The organism is Nodularia sp. LEGE 04288, from assembly GCF_963896525.1.
GTDB lineage: Bacteria > Cyanobacteriota > Cyanobacteriia > Cyanobacteriales > Nostocaceae > Nodularia.
Genome location: NZ_CAWQOY010000113.1, coordinates 35,161 through 54,585, shown reverse-complemented (window position 1 = coordinate 54,585; position 19,425 = coordinate 35,161). Strand labels below are relative to the sequence as shown.

Here is a 19,425-nt window from a genome sequence, read left to right as displayed (position 1 = left end):
CCCCGCAAGCGAGGCTACCGTGTACACACAAGTGATCGAATCGCCCCCTAACCCCCAATTCTGGGGGAACAAGAATTTTCAAAGTCCCCCAAGTTTGGGGGATTTAGGGGGCAGAACAAGCTCAAAAGCAGACAGGTAGGACTTGTGTGTACACCGTAGGCAAGCGAGGAGGGGAACTGGATGTCTGGTTAAATTCTATTTATGCATCTTTATCTTAAATTGGTATTACTTTAACCGCCCAGACCGCAGAATACTAAAAACTAGCCACAAACCTAATAAACTGGCAGCAGCAAAGAGGACACTACTTAAAAAAGAAAGTTGAGTTGTTTGGGCTTTGGTGGAAATAATCGCGGCTCCCATAATCAGAGAACCTACCAAAATGCTAAAAGATAATCTGTTAGCCGCATCATCCAGAGTGCGCCGCATACCATCTAAACCATTCAGGGAGAGATTCCACTGTAGGGTTTCCGAGGTAACTCGATCTAATAACAGTTCAATTTGCCGGGGAGATTGTAATGATAAACTCTTAATGTCTAGGGCAGTTCTTAAAAGCGATCGCACTGGATTATCGCCCAATAATTGCCGCCGAAACAAGTCTGTAATTAATGGCTTGATTTCATCAAATAAATTTACTTCTGGGTTGAATGTCCGGGCTACACCTTCTAAGTTAGCCAGGGTTTTGGCATATAAGCCCATATTGCTGGGTAAGCGAATTTTATTGTTACGGGCGACTTGCAAAATTTCATAAATTACCTGACTAAAATTCATTTCAGTCAAGCTGACATTATGATACTTCCGCAACATCCGGTCGTAATCATTTTCTAACCGTGACAAAATCACTGGCTGAGAAGAATCTGCTAACTGCAAAGTTAATTGAGCGCAGCGACCTGCATCTAAATCAATGATGGCTAAGAGCATTTCTGTTAATATCTGCTGGGTGCGGGGATCAAGCCTGCCCACCATTCCACAGTCTAAAAGCGCAATGCGACCATCTGCGAGATAAAATAAATTCCCAGGATGGGGATCAGCATGAAAGAAACCATCAATATATAGTTGCTGGAAAAAAGCTCGAAATAGCAAAGTAGTAATTTCTTGCCTTTGTGTATCAGCGTTTTTACCGTTTTCAATGCTGACCAAATTCGCTGAGAGCAACGGGACTCCATCCAGCCATTCCATGACCAATAATTTTTCGGTGGTTATGTCCCAGAAAATTTCTGCAACTACCAGTTGTGTGGGATCAAACCAGCGACTACGCGATAAATTCCGTCGCAGCTCATCGGTAAAACCAGCTTCTAGGGTAAAATCTAACTCGTCTTCTAAAGCTTTCGTAAATTCTTGAGCGACGGATTTGATGTCGTAGGTTTGCCCAAAATCTGTACGGGCTACTAAATCAGCAATACCTTGAATGAGAGCGATATCTTGAGCAACGGTGAGAGCAATTCCCGGACGTTGCACTTTCAAAGCTACTTCTCGACCATCTACCAATGTGGCGCGATGAGTCTGGGCGATTGATCCCGCCGCTACGGGGACAGGATTAATTGTACTGAAGGTTTCTTCTAGGGGGCGTTTGAGGTGCTTGCGGATGAATACTTCTACTTCTGACCAGGGAACTGGGGGTACTTCGTCTTGGAGAGTGGAAAGTTCCTCAATGTAGGCGGCGTTCAGTAAGTCTGGACGGGTAGAAAGTAGCTGACCAAGTTTGACATAAACTGGCCCCAAGTCTACCAGGATATTTTTTAGCACCGCAGGTGTGGGTAGCTGGGGTTGATCAGCTTTACCACCAGTCAGCAGCCTTCGCATATAGTCCCAGCCATTGCGGAGGACTACTTCGATGATTTCTCTTTGACGGGGAACGGTTTGGGTGAGGAACATTGTAGGGAGATGGGGAGATCAGGGAAATGAGAGAGATGGGGAGATTAGGGAATGGAGAAGAATATGCTGTATCTTTTGGTCTCTAGCTCCTAGTCCCTAGTCCCTAGTTCTTCAAACAGACATTTCAGTTATAATAGAGGCAACAAATGTTAAACCTCTGCTGAGGGTTTTAACTCTTAAAGCTTAACAACTACAACAGTTCAGTGAATCGGGGATCATTTGCGAGGGTTTTGAGAATCTGCTTAATTTCTTGAGTGCGGTTTTTGTTGACCACAAGAGTGACGTTGCGATCGCGCACAATCACCACGTCCTCTAAACCAATTGTAACAATCACATCTTCGGAATTAGTAGCATAAACAATAGCTCCCTGCGTATCTAAGCCCACATGGGTAGCAAGTTCTACATTAGGATTCTCTGGTTTTTTCAGTAAGCGCTCCAGTGCATTCCAGTCTCCCAAATCATCCCAACCAAATTCAACTGGCAAGACGTATGCTAAATTTGTCTTTTCCATGAGTGCATAGTCTATACTCTGTTTAAGCAACTCAGGATATATATCAGGGCCTTGTTGTTCTAATGGTTCGATTATTTCTGGCGCATGGGTATATAGTTCCTTGAGAACCACCCCAGCCCGAAACACGAACATTCCACTATTCCAGCTAAAACGCCCCGTAGATAAAAAAGTTTCGGCTGTTTCTCGGTTGGGCTTTTCAGTAAAGCGGTTGACGTGATAGGCTGGCAAATCATTAAATCTACCAATCTTTTCGCCTTGTTCGATGTAGCCGTAACCGGTTGATGGGAAAGTAGGCTTGATCCCCAAAGTGACAATCGCCTCTGTGCTTGCCGCTAACTGGGTAGCAGCATCTAAGGTGCGTTTAAACGCTTCTTGGTCATCTATCCAGTGGTCAGAGGGAAAAAAGCCAATGATCGCGTCTTCTCCGTAACGCTGCTTAATTTCCAAACTTGCCCAGGCCACGGCTGCGGCAGTGTCTCGCCCTTGTGACTCAATTAATAAATTTTGATCTGGCAGTTCAGGTAGTTGTTGTCTCACACCTGCGGCTACCTGACTAGAAGTAATGACCCAGAGGTTATTCCAACCGCTTGTAACTGTAATTAGTCTATCGGCAGTTGCTTGTAATAGACTTCTAGAGCTACCATCAAGACTTAAAAATTGTTTGGGTCGGTCTTTGCGACTCAGGGGCCAAAAACGCTCACCTTTGCCACCGGCAAGAATTACAGGGAACAGTAGATTACTCATGTTGTCATACAGACTTAGCTCAGATCACTATCAGTGTACAGTGAGCTTTTGCCCTGGACAGATTTGTGGCTGCGATTAACATACCTTTAGGGAGTGGTTGAGTGGGGAGATAATTTGTGATTAAACAATTTCAATGGTCAGAAAATCAGGTGCCGTCTCAACAAGTACCAGAATTAGAGCTAGAGGAAAGACCTCAACAAGTACAATGGGCAGAAAATGAGCTAGGAATTGAACAGCCATCAGCCTCAAATCTGGAGATAGTCCCTCATGAGCCAGGAAACATTTCCCGTAGTGTTGTGGAGTCTGTGGGTGCAATTCCCAATGAGCTTTACGACAGATTAGGATTGACCATGCCTCGATGGCTACTGTGGACATTGACAGTAGTCGTGGGGATAGTTCTATCCGGTCTGCTGGTATCGACATTGGCGCTGTGGACTCCACTGTGGAGCAATCTTGATCGAACAGATGAAGAATTGGGATTTTCTGGCAAAGATGACCAGAAAGTGCCATTACCTGGGGAATTATGGGGCAATATTTCCCAGTATAAACTATCACGGCCAATGAATATTTTGATTATGGGAGTTGATCCCATTCAAGGTGCTGTTGATGGCTCACCGGAAAGTTTTGCTGGCACCAGCGATACCATGTTACTGGTCAGGCTTAACCCCAGCGATCGCACTATGCGGGTACTCTCAATTCCCAGGGATACGATGATTGCTATCCCCGAAAAGGGATTGACTAAGGTATCTGATGCCAATGCTCAAGGCGGGCCGGTTTTGGCAGCACGGGTAGTTAGCCGGACTTTAAACAATGCCCCTATTCATCGCTATATCCGCATATCTACTAGTGGTTTAAGGCAGTTAGTTGATCAATTGGGTGGGGTTGATGTTTTTGTACCCCAAGAAATGGAATATCAAAACACCAGCAGTCAGTTATCTATGAATTTAGCTACTGGTTGGCAAACCCTCGACGGTGAAAAGGCTCAAATGTTTGCCCGGTTCCGTGAGCCAGGACTAGGGGATCTACCACGGGTACAACGACAGCAAGCCCTAATGACAGCGTTACTTCAACGTCTTAATAGTCCGACTGTCTTACCCAGATTACCGCAATTAACCCGCCTGATGCGGAAATATTTTGACACAAATCTCAAAATAGAAGAAATGATGGCTTTAGTCAATTATTCTGTCAACTTGGAACGGGATAATTTACAAATGACTATTTTGCCTGGTAATTTCAGCCGATTCAGTCAAGATCCCAATAGTTATTGGCTGAATTTGAATGGACAACAGTTACTATTGAATAATTATGTTGGGGTAGATGTACCTGGTCTAAAGTCTGATTTACGTCCAGTTCATCAACGCACAATTGCTATTCAAAATGCTTCCAATCAACCTCAACTCACAGAAAAAGTTATTCGCTATCTCAAACAAAAAGGTTTTACAAATGTTTATGCGATGTCGGATTGGCCTGATACCCAAAGGGAAACTCAGATTCTCGTCCAGAAAGGCAATCGACAAACAGGAGTTGAACTACATGAAGTCATAGGCTTGGGTAAAATTGATGTGTTGGCAACTGGGGATTTAGGATCTGATCTGACAATTCGTATTGGTAAAGATTGGAAATAGTCATTGGTCATTGGTCATTAGTCATTAGTCATTGGTGATTATTTGATTTTGGTTTCCGCGTAGCGGTGATAGTCTATGAGACTATTGGCTAATGATCATCAATCAAGTTGATAAAGTTATGAAAAAGTTTTTACTGCGATTATTAAGTTTGTTTGTGATTTTGGTTTTGGCTTGGTTATGGGTGATGATCAATCCTCAACCGGCTTTTGCTCAAATCAACACCATCAATTACAGCAATGCTAGTCTCCAAAATCGTGATTTTTCTAACACAGATTTAGCTGGGGTAACTTTTGTGGCGGCGGAAATGCGGGGGGCAAATTTTCAAGGCGCAAATTTAAAAAATGCGATTCTGACTAAGGGTGTTTTACTCAATGCTAATTTGGAAAATGCCAATCTTGAAGGCGCTTTAGTGGATAGTGTGACGATGGATGGGGCAAATTTAAAAAATGCTATTTTTACGGAAGCGACTATGACCCGGAGTCGGTTTTTTGATGCGGACATTACTGGTGCGGATTTTACTGATGCTTTGATAGACCGTTATCAAGTGGCGTTGATGTGCGATCGCGCTGATGGCGTAAATCCAGTTACCGGGGTGGCGACACGGGATAGTTTGGGATGTCGGTAGAAGAAGCAGGGGAGCAGGGAGCAGGGAGCAGGGGGGAAGACTTTGGGCTAGTAACACCATCTTTCTTCGCGCTCTTTGCACCAAGGCGCTTCATTTCCATAATCTTAGCTGGGAAGTGAAACACCAACGAATTACGAATTAAGAATTACGAATTACGAATTAAAAACTTAGTGACACAAGAAGATCCGAAACCTTCTCGTTCTTTTGCGGGAATTGCTGGCATTGTAGCGGCGGCTACATTAATTAGTAAAGTATTTGGTTTAGTGCGACAACAAGCGATCGCAGCTGCTTTTGGTGTTGGTGCTGCGGCTACTGCTTATAGTTACGCTTACATTATTCCGGGTTTTTTATTAATTCTACTAGGTGGTGTGAATGGACCATTACACAGTGCAGTGGTCAGTGTTTTAGCCAAGCGCAAACGGGAAGAAGGCGCGCCACTGGTAGAAACAGTCACAACTCTGGTGGGTGGATTACTGTTGCTTGTGACGTTTGCTCAGATTTTCTTTGCTGATACGATTATTGATATTGTCGGTTATGGCTTAGAACCGACTACAAGAGCGATCGCTATTCAACAAATCCGCATCATGGCCCCAATGGCTTTATTTGCAGGTTTAATTGGCATTGGTTTCGGTACACTCAACGCCGCCAATCAATATTGGTTACTTTCAATTAGTCCCTTATTATCCAGTATTACTGTAATTGCTGGGATTGCCATCTTAACAGGGCAACTAGGTAAAGATATTATTCAGCCAAAATACGCCCTCATCGGTGGTATGGTCTTAGCTTGGGGAACCCTAGCCGGGGCAATTCTCCAGTGGTTAGCACAGCTAATTGTGCAGTGGCGCTTAGGACTGGGTACATTACGCCTGCGGTTTGATTTTAAATCCCCTGGGGTGCAAGAAGTCATTAGAATCATGACACCGGCGACAATTTCCTCTGGAATGATGCCCATTAATGTCGCCACTGACCTATATTTTGCTAGTCCGATCCCCGGTGCGGCGGCTGGCTTTAATTATGCCAATCTCCTTGTGCAGACTCCTTTAGGGATAATTTCTAATATTATTCTGCTACCTCTGTTACCAATGTTTGCAAAATTGGCTGAACCAGAACATTGGCCAGACCTGAAATTACGCATTCGCCAAGGAATATTGCTCACCGCCGTGACTATGCTACCTTTAGGGGCGCTGATGATCGTGTTATCTGTGCCAATTGTGCAGATAGTATATGAACGAGGTGCTTTTAAACAAGAGGCTACACAGTTGGTTTCATCCCTGCTGATTGCTTACGGAATTGGGATGTTTGTTTATTTGGGGCGTGATGTTTTAGTACGGGTGTTTTACGCCCTGGGCGATGGACAGACACCCTTTCGCATTAGTATTTTTAACATTTTCCTTAACATTTTCCTAGATGCGATTTTGGTGAAACCCTTTGGCGCGACTGGTATTGTGTTAGCAACAGTAGGCGTAAATTGCAGTTCGATATTAATGCTGTTATGGTTACTTGACCGCAAACTCAATGGTTTACCTTGGCGTGAGTGGAGTTTGCCAATTTTGGGCTTGACTGGGGGTAGTGTGGTCGCTGGGTTAGCCAGTTTTGGAACTTTGGTCGGTTTGCAGCAGTTGTTAGGTACGCAGGGGTTAATCATTCAACTGTTGCAGTTGTGTGTATCAGGCTTAGTGGGGATTTTGGTGTTTGCAATTATTGTGTCATTCCTGAAAATACCAGAGGTTAATACCTTTGTGGTGCGGATGCGTCAGCGATTTTTAAAGAGATAATTGTTTACCAAATTTTTCATCCTTAAGTGTCTGGTTTTGCGGAGTTAATTGTTTCATAATAGCAACAGCTGTTCTACAGTCAACGAATCAGAACATTAGGAGAAAGATGATTATGGGTCTGTTTGATCAAATTATCGGTGCTGTGAGCAATCCCAATCAACAAGCTAGTTTAGGTCAACTCGGCAGTATTATTAACACTGTTAATCAGCTGAGTAATACCACTGGTACAAATCCTTCAACGATACAATCGGTTATTGGTGTAGTTGGTAACCATGTACGTTCTGCTTTACAACAGAAACAAGCCTCAGAAGGTAATGAAGCAACCCAAGCATTGGTTAATCAATATGCTGGGACTTCTTCTAACCCTCAAGCCGTCAGTTCCCTGTTTCCTCCGCAAATCCAACAGCAGGTAGCACAGATAGCTTCCCAACATACAGGATTAGATGCTGGTACAATTGTGCAATTGTTACCTGTGATTGTGCCTCTAGTATTAAATTTATTGCAATCTGGTGCTAATACCCAAAATCCTCAAACTAGTGGAAATTCTGTCTTGAATTCTTTCTTGGATGCCAATGGGGATGGAGATGTCAATGTTGCCGACGCTATTCAATTATTTAGTAAATATGTTGGCAAGTAGTCGGGAAAATTGTAGAGTCAAGAAAAGTCCTAAGTATTGCCCTACTCAACTCCCCCTATGACTACCGCACCCTTAAGCTGGCAAGAACTAGAAACCCTCACGGACTATCAAATAGATACTGTTAATGGTATCACCAACGCTAGAGCCAGGTTACGCTTGTTTGGTCAGCCCGAATCCGATGTGCGGGTAACGCTGTACCGTGATAACCACGCCTGGTGTCCTTACTGTCAAAAAGTTTGGTTATGGCTAGAGGAAAAACAGATCCCCTACCGTATTGAAAAAGTGACAATGTTCTGCTATGGGGAAAAAGAAAGTTGGTACAAACGTAAGGTTCCATCAGGAATGCTCCCGGCGATTGAGCTAGATGGACGGATTATTAAGGAAAGCGATGATATTTTGATCGCTTTGGAAAAAGTTTTTGCTCCATTGAACCAAGGGATGGAAGACCGCAGCGTGCTGACTCTACGTCAATTAGAACGACTTTTATTTAGAGCTTGGTGTATGTGGCTGTGTTCTAAAGCTGCTTCCTCTCAACAAGAACAACGCCACCGAGAACAATTTATCACAGTGGTGGCTAAGGTCGAGGAGGCTTTGGGTAGCACCTCAAGCCCTTACTTTCTGGATAGCTTCGGTATTGTTGATGTGATTTTTACGCCATATCTGGAACGGATGAATGCGAGCCTTTACTACTACAAAGGCTACTCCCTGCGAGAGGAAAACCCTCGCTTAAGCGCATGGTTTGCGGCAATGGAAAGCCGACCTACTTACTGCGGTACTCAGAGCGATTTTCACACCCACGCACATGATTTACCGCCCCAGATGGGGGGCTGTTGGGAAAACGGCGAACCCCAGATGCTTCTCAATAAAGCGCGGGTGGATAACGGTCCCTGGTTTGGACTACCAGATGTTTCTTATCCAGAACCGGAAAACTCCCGCATGGAAGCTCTTCAACGAACTATCAAACACCGCATCAATATTATCCGAGTCAACCCCTTAGATGATAATTTGTTTGATCAAGCGCTACGTTGTGCTTTAACTCAGATGATGACTGGTGAAGACTGTGTACCTCCATCGGGATCTGATGTTGCTCTACGATATTTGCGCGATCGCATTAATGTACCACGAGATATGTCCATCTACGCAGCCAAGCGATTGAGGGAATCCCTGGAGAAAACCGCAGCCCTTGCAGGTAATGGGCAGCCAGACCCTATTCCCACTCAGCATCGACGAGATCAAGACCCGTCTAACTTTGTCATCCAGTAGGATTCAGCACTAAAAACAACCAAAAAAATGATTCCCAAACACAAAGCTCCCCGACTTCTTCAATAAATCGGGGAGCTGATTAGCTAAATAAGCAATTCAAAAATTATTAACTAATACGGCCATTTCCAATCGCGAATATCTGGCATATCATCACCGTATTTCTGAATGTAATGCTTGTGTTCAATCAGCTTATCTTCTAACATCTGCTTGACATAAGCAGCTCTAGAACCTAGTTGTGGTACGCGGTCAATTACGTCCATTACTAGGTGAAAGCGATCAAGATCATTCAGTACAACCATATCAAAGGGAGTAGTGGTAGTTCCTTCTTCTTTATAACCACGCACGTGTAAGTTTTTGTGGTTGGTTTGGCGATAAGTTAGGCGATGAATCAGCCAAGGATAACCATGAAAAGCAAAGATGATCGGTTTATCTGTGGTAAAGATGGTATCAAATTCTTTACTGCTTAAACCGTGGGGATGCTCACTTTGGGGCTGTAGTTTCATCAAATTGACTACGTTTACTACCCGCACCTTTAATTCTGGGAAGTGCTGGCGGAGAATATCTACGGCTGCTAATGTTTCTAAGGTGGGAACGTCTCCAGCACAAGCCATGACTACATCTGGTTCGCTACCTTTATCGTTACTAGCCCATTCCCAAATACTCAGTCCTTTGGTGCAGTGCTTGATAGCGGCATCCATATCTAGGTATTGTAATGATGGTTGCTTACCTGCAACGATGACGTTTACATAGTGACGACTTCTCAAGCAATGGTCTGTGACTGATAGCAAAGTATTCGCATCGGGTGGTAGATAGACGCGGATAATCTCGGCTTTTTTGTTGAGTACATGGTCGATAAAACCAGGGTCTTGGTGAGAGAAACCGTTGTGGTCTTGTCGCCAAACGTGTGAAGTGAGTAGGTAGTTGAGGGATGCTATGGGTCGCCGCCAAGGTATATCACGGGTGGTTTTTAACCATTTGGCGTGCTGGTTGAACATCGAGTCAATGATGTGGATAAACGCCTCATAGCAGGAGAAGAAGCCATGACGACCTGTAAGTAGATAGCCTTCTAACCAGCCTTGACAATTGGTTTCACTCAGGACTTCCATCACCCGACCATTGGGGGAAAGATTTTCGTCTTCTGGGAGAATGTCGGCTACCCAAGTCCGGTCTGTAACTTCTAAAACAGCCCCGATGCGATTTGAGGCTGTTTCGTCAGGGCCAAAGATGCGAAAGTTGCTGCTTTCTTCGTTGAGTTTCATCACATCCCGCAGAAGCTGTCCCATTACTTTGGTAGCTTCGGCGTAAGTTGTCCCTGGGTGGCTAACATCAACAGCATAGTCTGGAAAATCAGGCATTTTCAGATCACGCAACAGCATACCGCCGTTGGTGTGAGGATTGTCGCCCATGCGTCGATGTCCGAGGGGCGCTAGTTCTGCTAGTTCGGGAATTAGTGTACCGTTAGCATCGAAGAGTTCTTCTGGTTTGTAACTCTTCATCCAGTCTTCGAGTAATTTCAGGTTTTCTGGGTGGTCGATGACATTACCAAATGGTACTTGATGCGATCGCCAGGAACCTTCAGTTTTTTTGCCATTAACTTCCTTCGGCCCTGTCCAACCTTTGGGGGTTCTGAGGATAATCATCGGCCACTGGGGACGCTTGCTGAAACCATGTACACGGGCTTCTCTTTGGATACTTTGAATTTCGGCGATCGCAATATCTAAAATTCCCGCCATTTGCTGGTGAACATCTGAGGGTTCGACACCTTCGACAAAGTAAGGTTTGTAACCATAACCTAAAAAGAGGTTTTCCAATTCCTCATAACTCAACCTGGCTAATAGGGTGGGGTTAGCAATTTTATAGCCATTCAGGTGTAATATCGGCAGCACTGCACCATCATGGACAGGATTGAGAAATTTGTTGGAATGCCAACTTGTAGCTAAAGCCCCGGTTTCCGCTTCACCATCACCCACAACAGCCGCCACAATTAAGTCTGGGTTATCAAAAGCCGCACCATAGGCATGAACCAGAGCATAACCTAGTTCACCACCTTCATGAATCGAACCAGGAGTTTCTGGTGCAACGTGACTAGGAATACCACCTGGGAAAGAGAACTGTTTGAAGAGTTTCTTCATTCCCTCAGCATCCTGGGAAATATTGGGATAATATTCGCTGTAAGTACCTTCTAGGTAAGTATTAGCTACTAATCCAGGGCCGCCATGACCAGGGCCTGCAATGTAAATTGCATTGAGGTCATACTTTTTAATTACTCGGTTGAGGTGAACATAGATAAAGTTCAGCCCTGGTGTGGTTCCCCAATGTCCCAGAAGTCGGGGTTTAATGTGTTCCGGTCTTAACGGTTCTCTCAGTAGGGGATTGTCGAAGAGATATATTTGCCCAACTGAAAGATAGTTAGCCGCACGCCAGTAAGCATTGATTTTATGCAGTTCTTCATCTGCTAAAGGCTTTGTTTGTGGAGTACTTGTTAAAGTCATATTAGCCTCTATTCCAAAATTATTTTGATCAGGTCGTCAGTATGCCAGTTTAGTGGTTTGTGGTCAGCAGTCCATCTGACTTATGACTAATTGTTCCAGGTGTTGCGGAAATATTAGGCATAATTATGCATAATTACTGTGACTCAATTGAAAATAAGTAATTGAGTAATGCCTATGATGTTTCCATGAAAGGCTAACAAATTTACTATCCCATTAAACAAGTTTTCATCTTCATTTTAAGTTTCATTTAATATCTTTTGGCAAAAAATATCAGGTCATGGATTAATATAGCGATTCCTACAAGGTTGTTTTCAGGCGCATATTTGAGTTTAGTCGATGTTTGATAGCATCGCGCCTCTGATTCCTGGGTTTGCACTCTCAAAAAACAGTTCTTAGGTTCACGCCCCTATGAAGTTGTACTATACTCAATTTACTCTTACCCGAAACCGGATAAACCCATAAGAATTAGTGGGATCACCTGAACTTGTACTATTAGGCACATTGCCTAAATTCACAACTATAGCCCCATTGGTGTTAGAACCGCCACAGTTAATATTAGGGTAGACATCTGTGGGTTCTATTCCTACGGGAAAATATTGACCATTATCAATATCCTGAATACCAGTAAGAGCGACTAAATTACTATCATAACTGAGAAGAATACCTTTGTCTGTGCCTGGATCAATGCTATTAAAAGCGGTGGGAATAAAAGTGGTATTTTGGGGAAGGCGATCGCACATCAATACATTTAAGGCAGTAGTATCACCTGTAGACAGAAAATAGATGGTATATTCTAACTCATCTCCTGGAACAATATTACCACCATTTAACCGACCTTGTAAGTAATTAGCAGGCCAATTAGGCTGATTATCATCTGCATCGTAGGGAGCCGGTACATAATTTGGAGAGTTGATATCATCAACCCCGTCAATTAAATCTGTGTATTGGGTAGAATTAACTGCCGTAATCCGTTTAACTAAAATAATATTGGGGTTATTAGCCAGAGGTTGATTAAACCCAAAATTTTGCTCAGTTATGTTATTACCAGCAACATTAATAGGTAAATTATTGGCTGTACCTAATATCTGTCCATTGGGAATATTTGGATCATTAGTATCAACTCGAATTGTGTAGTTGCCATTACCAACACCAAGAAAAACGTATTCACCATTAGCCTTTGTATTGGCAGTGGCGACAACGTTATTAGTAGCATCTATTAATTGTAAAGTAACGTCCGCAGGTAAATTCGGCTCACCATTATTCAAAATATCATCTTCATTTTCATCTTGGTAAAGAGTACCGGAGACAGTAGACAGAGTATCAAGCATAAATATAGCTCCTCCGGTCATTAAGTCTAGCCCCCCTTCTCCTGAAGCACCAAGGGTATCAGTAGGAAAATCCGTGAGATTAACTAGATTATTACTACTAGTAATATCATTGGGAAAAATGGCATAACCATAGATTATTTGACCATCAAAGTCTGTGAGAGCGTCTATAGAAACATAAATACTAGCTATGGGTTGTGAACCAACTAAGTGTGAAGGTCTGAATTGTGGTTCACCTTCCTCTCGGCGCATGACTGCACTGTTAATGTTAAATCCAGAGTTACCCCAGGTACTTGCAGGAATATTTTTTAATTGTCCAAATGCGCTGGGATTACCACTGGCATCTAGGGCTGTGATTGGCGCTATCTTGAAGGGGTCATTACCACCGCGTTCTAAAATTAGAAAACCGATGTCTGCGGCTGATGCGACGGGTATGGATATACCTTCGGAAACAATATAATCAATGCGTTCAATGTTATTGCTAGCAACTGAATTATCATTGGAAAAGCCATTATCAACACCTTTGTTAATGATAGTACCCAGCAAAGCCTCTTCCATTGTATTGGTATAAGACGAGCGCATTTGAGTGTTATTGTTTGACTCAAAGAAAATGAGTTGTCTTTCTCCAGTAGTGAAGGCGTTATCTACGCGGCGAAATTGTAGTTTGTCAGCTACTAGTATTAAAGAGTAGTTGTTAGCTCCAATTTGAAAAGCTGAAAGCCTTAAATCATTGGTTGCGCCCACACCAAATTCTAAATCAATATTGCTGTTACAACCTGTGGGGTAATTACCAGCATCACATGGAACTCCTACTTGAGTGCTATAACTACTTGCTGGTCTTGTTTCGTAGGTGGCAGTTAGGCTAGTTACACCTACTTGGGCGGCGACTGGACTGGCTGTGAAGAGTGCGATCGCACTTGCTATTCCTAAAGAAATTTCACGCACAGTCGCAGTGGCGCAGAGGGTGGGAGTTTTGATGTTTGGTTTGTTGTGGTTTTTGTTCATTCCCCTATCTCCTTTTAAGCTGTTCGACTAAGGTTGTGATGACAGCGTTGGTGGTTTTTGTGTCCTTGAGTCGATTGACTAAGGTTTTGACCATCGATGCTTGTGGCTGGGGTGGGGGAATTTTTTGTAAGCCAAAGCCGTCAAATAATTCGTTGAGTTTCACCGTTATACCTACATAGGGACCACCGCCGGAACGTGTCCCAGAAAAATCGCGATCGTCAACTTTACCCAAAACATAGCCGGCGGCTAGTCGCAGGTTAGGGGTGAGATAGTAGCCAGTTTCCACAACAAACCCGGTTTCTGTATAGTTAGATTGATGAATTACACGAGCTTCTGTGACTAAATCCATGCTGTATCCCAGGCGATAGGTAGCCCGTAATTGTCCCAGATTTACTGTGCTTGTGCCGGCTAAATCGTTAGCTAAGTACGAGGTGCTGTTACGAAGGGCGTATTTACCGTAAAATTCCCATTGCCAATTGGGGGCGTAAATAGCTTCGGCGGCAAAGGTATGATCTTGAGAACCTGTACCAGTCCCTAAAAATATGGTTTCGGGAATGGTTGCGGGATTTTTGCGGTATTCATAACGCAATAAGGCGTTAAATTTATCATTTTTGGGGTCGCGGTAGGCTAAACCTACTCTGAGACTGGCTGTATCTCCTAATCCTATTAATCTTTGGTTGGCGGAACTGGCTTGTTGATAACGGACTAAGGCGGTGAGAGATGATGAAACTTTACCAGTAACTCCAGCGGAAATTACGGTATTATTTCCACTGCCAGAACTACGATGTTCATAACGGGCGCTGGCTTTATAGTTGGGGTTATCTGTATATTCCAAGCCGACACTGTAACTATCACCACCTGTGAAGCCAAGAGAGGCAGCACTTTGACCGATGGCGAAGGGTTGAAGAAATTGTTGTCCTGCGCCGGTGGTTCCCAGAAATTCGCCAAATACGTGTTCGTAAGCTACATTTAACCGCAAACCAGGGGCAATTGTCCAACGGTTTTTTAGACCGACTGCGCCTTGGGTGGTAATTTGGTTCGCACCACCTAAAATTGAGTAACGTCCGGTAATGCTGGTATCTGGACTTAGTTTGTGTTCGCCGTTGACACTCAAATTGGTAATGGAGTTACCGTCAAATTGACCACCACTATAAAACTGTTGAGACAGACTAATATTAATTCCGGGTATTGCTGCCCAATTGATCCCTAAGATGCTACGGTCTGGATAAACTGTGTCTGTTTGATTGGATATGGTTAGTTCATTTTGGGCTAAGAAAGTGAGGTTTTCGGCAATAGGAAGGCTGAGACGCGAACGCAATTGGTCGGATTTACTGGTTAAGGAGTCGGTAGCAATGCGGTCTTCTCGATCCCGATGAATCCAATCGAAGTTGACAGTAGCACTACCCAGTTGTTGCTGTATCCCGGCGGTAATTGTGGTGAGGGAATTATCAACTTTGCTACCGGGAATTGCTGTCGAACCTGGTGCAAATAATTCTTCGAAGGTATCTAAAGGCTGTGGGGCAATGCCAAAATTATCTTCGTGGTCGTATTGTACCCTCAGATTAGTGGTAGAAGTTAATTTACCTATTAATTGCGCTCCATAACGAGTTTGTCCGGGAACGAAACTAATTGTGGCATTATTGGCAAAACCGGTATCAGCAAAGCGATAATATCCCCGACCTTGAAGACCATTAAAAATCTCGCCTTGGGCTTCTAAACGATAAGCTTGACCATTTACCAATCCCATTAAGTCGGAATCATTGGTGGAATGGGCATATTCTGCCATTAATTTCCGGTTTGAACCGAGAGAAATCATCGCATCTGCACCATACAGTTCAAAGCCGCGCACTCCTTGATTTTCCCGGATGTAAGTTGCAGCTAACCAACTTTCTTGGTTAATGATGCGAGATAAGTTGTATTGCAAACGTCCAGCAGCGATATTGCTGTTGGTGTCTTGACTCTCATATTGGTAACTGGTGACGATGCGGCGAACTAAAACTTCTCCGTTGTTACTGATATCTGTACGCAGAATGGGTTCCCGGAATAAAATTGTGCCGCGATCGTAATCAATTTCATAATCTGGGCCGCGGTTGAGCTGTTGACGTTCTACCACGGTTCCGGGACGATTCAATTCTTCTAATTCCAAAAAGACGTTTTCACTACCGGGAACTAATAGCCGCCGAGAAAGGAAGTAAAAACCGCTAGTACCATCAGGGGCGATCGCATCTCGTTGAAAGCTCTGGACGTTATTACCGTAGAAACCCGTAAATTGAAAGTCGCCGAAGTTGTAATTAGTTTTAAAACCGTGCAGTTGTCGCGTCAGGGCTGTATATTGCTGTGACTGACGCGCAAATTCTTCTGTGTTGTAGTCTCCCCACATGGCATAATCGGGGGATGTTCCGGGAATTTGGCTCGAACGCTCGAACCGCAGATATAAGCTGTCACTGGAAGGAGTCAGGACGTGAACAGTAGAACTATCACCGTAAACCGGATAGTTTTGCTCCCGAAATTGATCGTTCCGAAATAGTCGCGTATCACAGTTACAGTCTTCGTTGAGATTCCGCTGACTGTCATAAGCACCTGTAAACAACCAATCTCCGACTTTTCCCGTAGCAAATACGGCAGAACGCACATCTAATTGGCTATTATTGTCTTTGTCTGGGGGCAGGAAATCTCGAAATCTACTGTAAAAATTAGTACTTCTACCTCCAAAACGGACATCAATTACCCCAGTTACCAAACTAGAGCGCAAAGCTGTTTGGAATTGTAATTGAGTAAAGGCTTCTAAGTTATTAGAAATCGCGCGGATACGCACTGTTTGAGCTTGTAAAGGCGATCGCAATTGGGCTGTAAATTGTCCCCCCTTAGCCTCAACTTGAAATCCGGGTTCGTCGGGTTTGAAATCGGCGCTGACAAACTCACCAGCTGTAGGGATGAGAGTGACAACAGCATTGCGATTCGAGCGATTGCCATTTTCATCAATCAGTTCACCTCTAATTGTGGCGACGGAACGGCCATCCGCAGGGATAGCGGCTTCCAGGGTTTCCACTTTCAGTTGGGTGGGCGCTCCCCGCACTGTCACCTGGACTGTTACCGGCGCTTCTGTCTCACCTACTATTTGTGCAGAGATTTGATTTATCCCTTCTTTGAGGGAGACACCATACCATGTCTGCGTTACTAAGTTGGTCTTGTCATTGGTTTCTGTTCTCCCAATTAAAGTCCGGTCTGCCAACAGGCCATTGACACGCAGTTCGATGTCTTTACCTACCGGAAATTGTAAAATTACCGTACTAGCTGGTACATCTGCAATTGTATCGGCAGTGGGAGTGAGAATCTTGACAATAGGCGCTTCTTCTGGTGTCTGTGCTAGTTGCAGTAAACCTTTGGGTAGTGGGTTGTCAAAATAAGCAGGGGAGCAGGGAGCAGGGAGCAAGGGAGAAGACCCAGAGGTCGCTTGTAATGGGGCGCTTAAGAGTACCTCGGCTTCGCTTTGCTCCGCGCAGAGAGTTCGGGCTTGTTCCCCCTGCTCCCTGCCCCCTTCCCCTCTGCCTCTTCGGTCAGTTGCTGGTTGAAACGATGGAATTTCTGTGGGAGGGGTGGATAAAGATGATGTTTGACTCTCGGCTTTTAACTTGGCTATTTGACGCAACTTTTCCCGGAATTTCGGGTTTTTTGTGGGTTGCGGTTTGGTGATTTCAGATGATAAGGAATCCCCAGTCCCCAATTCCTGCTCCCCAGTCCCCTCGAAGTTAAGAGAAGAATCGGAGTTTTCTGGCGCTGCGGCATTAGCGATCGCCGGATATAATATCATGCTGATAGCTCCGGCCATGGCTGCCATCAACTTCAAATTTAAAGTATTTCCTGGTGCTATGGCTTTCATTTCTCGACTTGCTCCTGGAGACTGGGGGTAACTGCGAAGTTCATCCGCACCAAACCACCAGGCTCTAAACGTACTAAGCGAGATTGGCTATTGCGTTCGCGGAATTTTTGATTGGGAGCCAAGGTATAACCAGGTACACTACTGAGGTCTAAGACTCCTGTATGGCTTCCGGGTAACATATTGGCTACGGAAAATAAGCCGTTTACATCAGTAGTAATGCGGTTGCCATTTTGTAAAATCACTACTGCATCGGCAACACCAAGTTCTCCGGGCTGTTGTTCACCATCAAAGTTTTTATCTACAAAAACCCGTCCGATAATTGTCCCGGAATCTGAGGTAATTCCTGGGCGGATTCTTAAGTAATGGGTAACTGGACCATCTTTGATCGTAAAATTGTTATCAACTCGTTGTGCATTCACAATGGCACTATTTCGACCACTACCCCGCACAGCATCGGGAGTTAGTTGTACGGCGTAGACTATATTTAAGATTTTGCCGATGGGAATGGTAGTTTGGGGATTGAATGTGATGCTAGACCCGTTGTGTGAAGTAGTGATTTCTACTAGCTGACGGTCGATTTCTCCTCTGACTGATGTGGGTAAAAATCTGAATCCTAGAGGTAAATTATCAGTCACAATTAAATTGGTCAAAGCTGCATCACTTTGATTGCGAAGCGAAATCCGATAAATGGCTGTATCTCCGGGTTCTGCTGTAGCGCGATCGCCTGTTTTGAGAATCTGCAACTGATTGGTTTGACACATCCCCGTGGTGAAGCGAAAGGCTAATAAATCCAGTCCGACAGTTTCGGCATTGGGGACAACAACCACCGTATCTGTAAAGCTAGTATCGCCTGTGGTAGTGATGGGTTCACCATCTAAAGAAGTCGCTACATATCGAATAACATTGTTATTAGTATCCCCATTATTTTCTAATATTTTAATTCTGATGCGTCGTTGCTGATAAATAGAGTTATTCGGGGGATTAACCACAAAAATATAGGTTTTTCCGGGGTCAGTTTGACCAATATTCGGATCTAATAAAAAGTTATAAGTACCACGTGGCTCTTGATTATTTAAGAAATAGGGATTAATATTCTGAATATTTGGTTGTAATCCAGCCGGAACATTGTTATTAGGAATATCAGGTAATTCTGTGCGGGTTAGGGTAACTAATTCACCTAATTCTGTTTCTGTGGGATCGTTAGGATCTAGTTCATAAACACCAACAGAAAAATCTGTATAATCTGGTAAAAGTTCCCCACTGCAACCTAAAATTCTGCCGAAGGGGTCAATTAATGGAATGCTGAGAGTATTTGTATCTATCTGGGTAGAAGTGCCTTCAAATTTCAGATCGCTCCCAGGGACTGTATAAGTATAACGAGCTTGATTATTAATAGTTGGCAGCGCTCCTAAATTGTCAGATTCGGCGGCTGTGACATATATAGAACTGTACAATATACCTCCTATGAAAAAAGTTGCGGTTAACTTTTGCAACCATCTGTAATTAAAAAACTTTTTTTTTCCCTTGGACAACCGATTCACTAAATATTTCTCCTCTCAGGAACCTAGTAGGATGTGGGTAAATCAATTTGGGATTTTGGATTTACTCCACCCTAAAGTGTGGAGCTTGAGGATTTTAGATTGGCGTTAGCGAAGCGTACACAGCGCAGCG

At 44.0% G+C, this 19,425-nt stretch carries 11 protein-coding genes; 5 read left to right on the top strand and 6 right to left on the bottom strand.

The features are described from left to right. Window positions 1-225 precede the first annotated feature (225 nt). Window positions 226-1,872, bottom strand: a complete 1,647-nt coding sequence (locus AACX33_RS13480; RefSeq protein ID WP_194002053.1) for an ABC1 kinase family protein — start codon at window positions 1,870-1,872, stop codon at window positions 226-228. Window positions 1,873-2,062: 190 nt separating this feature from the next. Continuing rightward, window positions 2,063-3,127 (bottom strand): mannose-1-phosphate guanylyltransferase, encoded by a 1,065-nt coding sequence (locus tag AACX33_RS13475; RefSeq protein WP_194002051.1) that lies wholly within the window; start codon window positions 3,125-3,127, stop codon window positions 2,063-2,065. 116 nt (window positions 3,128-3,243) lie between these two features. Here AACX33_RS13475 and AACX33_RS13470 point away from each other — a divergent pair, with 116 nt between their 5' ends. From AACX33_RS13470 to AACX33_RS13450, 5 genes are all read left to right on the top strand, one after another. Beyond that, window positions 3,244-4,752, top strand: a complete 1,509-nt coding sequence (locus tag AACX33_RS13470) for an LCP family glycopolymer transferase (RefSeq protein ID WP_194002049.1) — start codon at window positions 3,244-3,246, stop codon at window positions 4,750-4,752. Window positions 4,753-4,870: 118 nt separating this feature from the next. Then, the gene (locus AACX33_RS13465) at window positions 4,871-5,377 is read left to right on the top strand and encodes a pentapeptide repeat-containing protein (RefSeq protein WP_194002047.1); all 507 of its coding nucleotides are present in this window, start codon (window positions 4,871-4,873) and stop codon (window positions 5,375-5,377) included. Window positions 5,378-5,547: 170 nt separating this feature from the next. Next, window positions 5,548-7,152, top strand: a complete 1,605-nt coding sequence (gene murJ / locus AACX33_RS13460; protein ID WP_194002045.1) for a murein biosynthesis integral membrane protein MurJ — start codon at window positions 5,548-5,550, stop codon at window positions 7,150-7,152. A gap of 112 nt (window positions 7,153-7,264) precedes the next feature. Beyond that, entirely contained in the window at window positions 7,265-7,789 is a 525-nt protein-coding gene (locus tag AACX33_RS13455; RefSeq protein ID WP_194002043.1) for a DUF937 domain-containing protein, read from the top strand. A 57-nt stretch (window positions 7,790-7,846) separates the two neighbouring features. Then, the gene (locus AACX33_RS13450; protein WP_194002041.1) at window positions 7,847-9,052 is read left to right on the top strand and encodes a glutathione S-transferase family protein; all 1,206 of its coding nucleotides are present in this window, start codon (window positions 7,847-7,849) and stop codon (window positions 9,050-9,052) included. A 110-nt stretch (window positions 9,053-9,162) separates the two neighbouring features. Here the strand turns inward: AACX33_RS13450 and AACX33_RS13445 are convergent, their stop codons facing one another. The 4 genes from AACX33_RS13445 to AACX33_RS13430 form a co-directional block, all read right to left on the bottom strand. Next, on the bottom strand, window positions 9,163-11,544 hold the full coding sequence (locus AACX33_RS13445) for a phosphoketolase family protein (RefSeq protein ID WP_194002039.1): 2,382 nt from the start codon (window positions 11,542-11,544) through the stop codon (window positions 9,163-9,165). Between the two features lie 425 nt (window positions 11,545-11,969). Continuing rightward, entirely contained in the window at window positions 11,970-13,874 is a 1,905-nt protein-coding gene (locus AACX33_RS13440; RefSeq protein ID WP_194002037.1) for an SdrD B-like domain-containing protein, read from the bottom strand. A gap of 4 nt (window positions 13,875-13,878) precedes the next feature. After that, on the bottom strand, window positions 13,879-17,754 hold the full coding sequence (locus AACX33_RS13435) for a TonB-dependent receptor (protein WP_227789082.1): 3,876 nt from the start codon (window positions 17,752-17,754) through the stop codon (window positions 13,879-13,881). Then, a complete protein-coding gene (locus AACX33_RS13430) occupies window positions 17,751-19,295 on the bottom strand; it encodes a hypothetical protein (protein WP_416209822.1) in 1,545 nt (514 codons plus the stop codon). Before AACX33_RS13430 ends, AACX33_RS13435 begins: the two co-directional genes overlap by 4 nt. Window positions 19,296-19,425: the final 130 nt, after the last annotated feature.

Excerpts from the sequence above, each read along its gene's own strand:
- AACX33_RS13450 (WP_194002041.1), top strand. The coding sequence starts at position 7,847 with ATGACTACCGCACCCTTAAGCTGGCAAGAACTAGAAACCCTCACGGAC.
- AACX33_RS13440 (WP_194002037.1), bottom strand. The coding sequence starts at position 13,874 with ATGAACAAAAACCACAACAAACCAAACATCAAAACTCCCACCCTCTGC.
- AACX33_RS13480 (WP_194002053.1), bottom strand. The coding sequence starts at position 1,872 with ATGTTCCTCACCCAAACCGTTCCCCGTCAAAGAGAAATCATCGAAGTA.
- AACX33_RS13475 (WP_194002051.1), bottom strand. The coding sequence starts at position 3,127 with ATGAGTAATCTACTGTTCCCTGTAATTCTTGCCGGTGGCAAAGGTGAG.
- AACX33_RS13455 (WP_194002043.1), top strand. The coding sequence starts at position 7,265 with ATGGGTCTGTTTGATCAAATTATCGGTGCTGTGAGCAATCCCAATCAA.
- AACX33_RS13465 (WP_194002047.1), top strand. The coding sequence starts at position 4,871 with ATGAAAAAGTTTTTACTGCGATTATTAAGTTTGTTTGTGATTTTGGTT.
- AACX33_RS13445 (WP_194002039.1), bottom strand. The coding sequence starts at position 11,544 with ATGACTTTAACAAGTACTCCACAAACAAAGCCTTTAGCAGATGAAGAA.
- AACX33_RS13435 (WP_227789082.1), bottom strand. The coding sequence starts at position 17,754 with ATGAAAGCCATAGCACCAGGAAATACTTTAAATTTGAAGTTGATGGCA.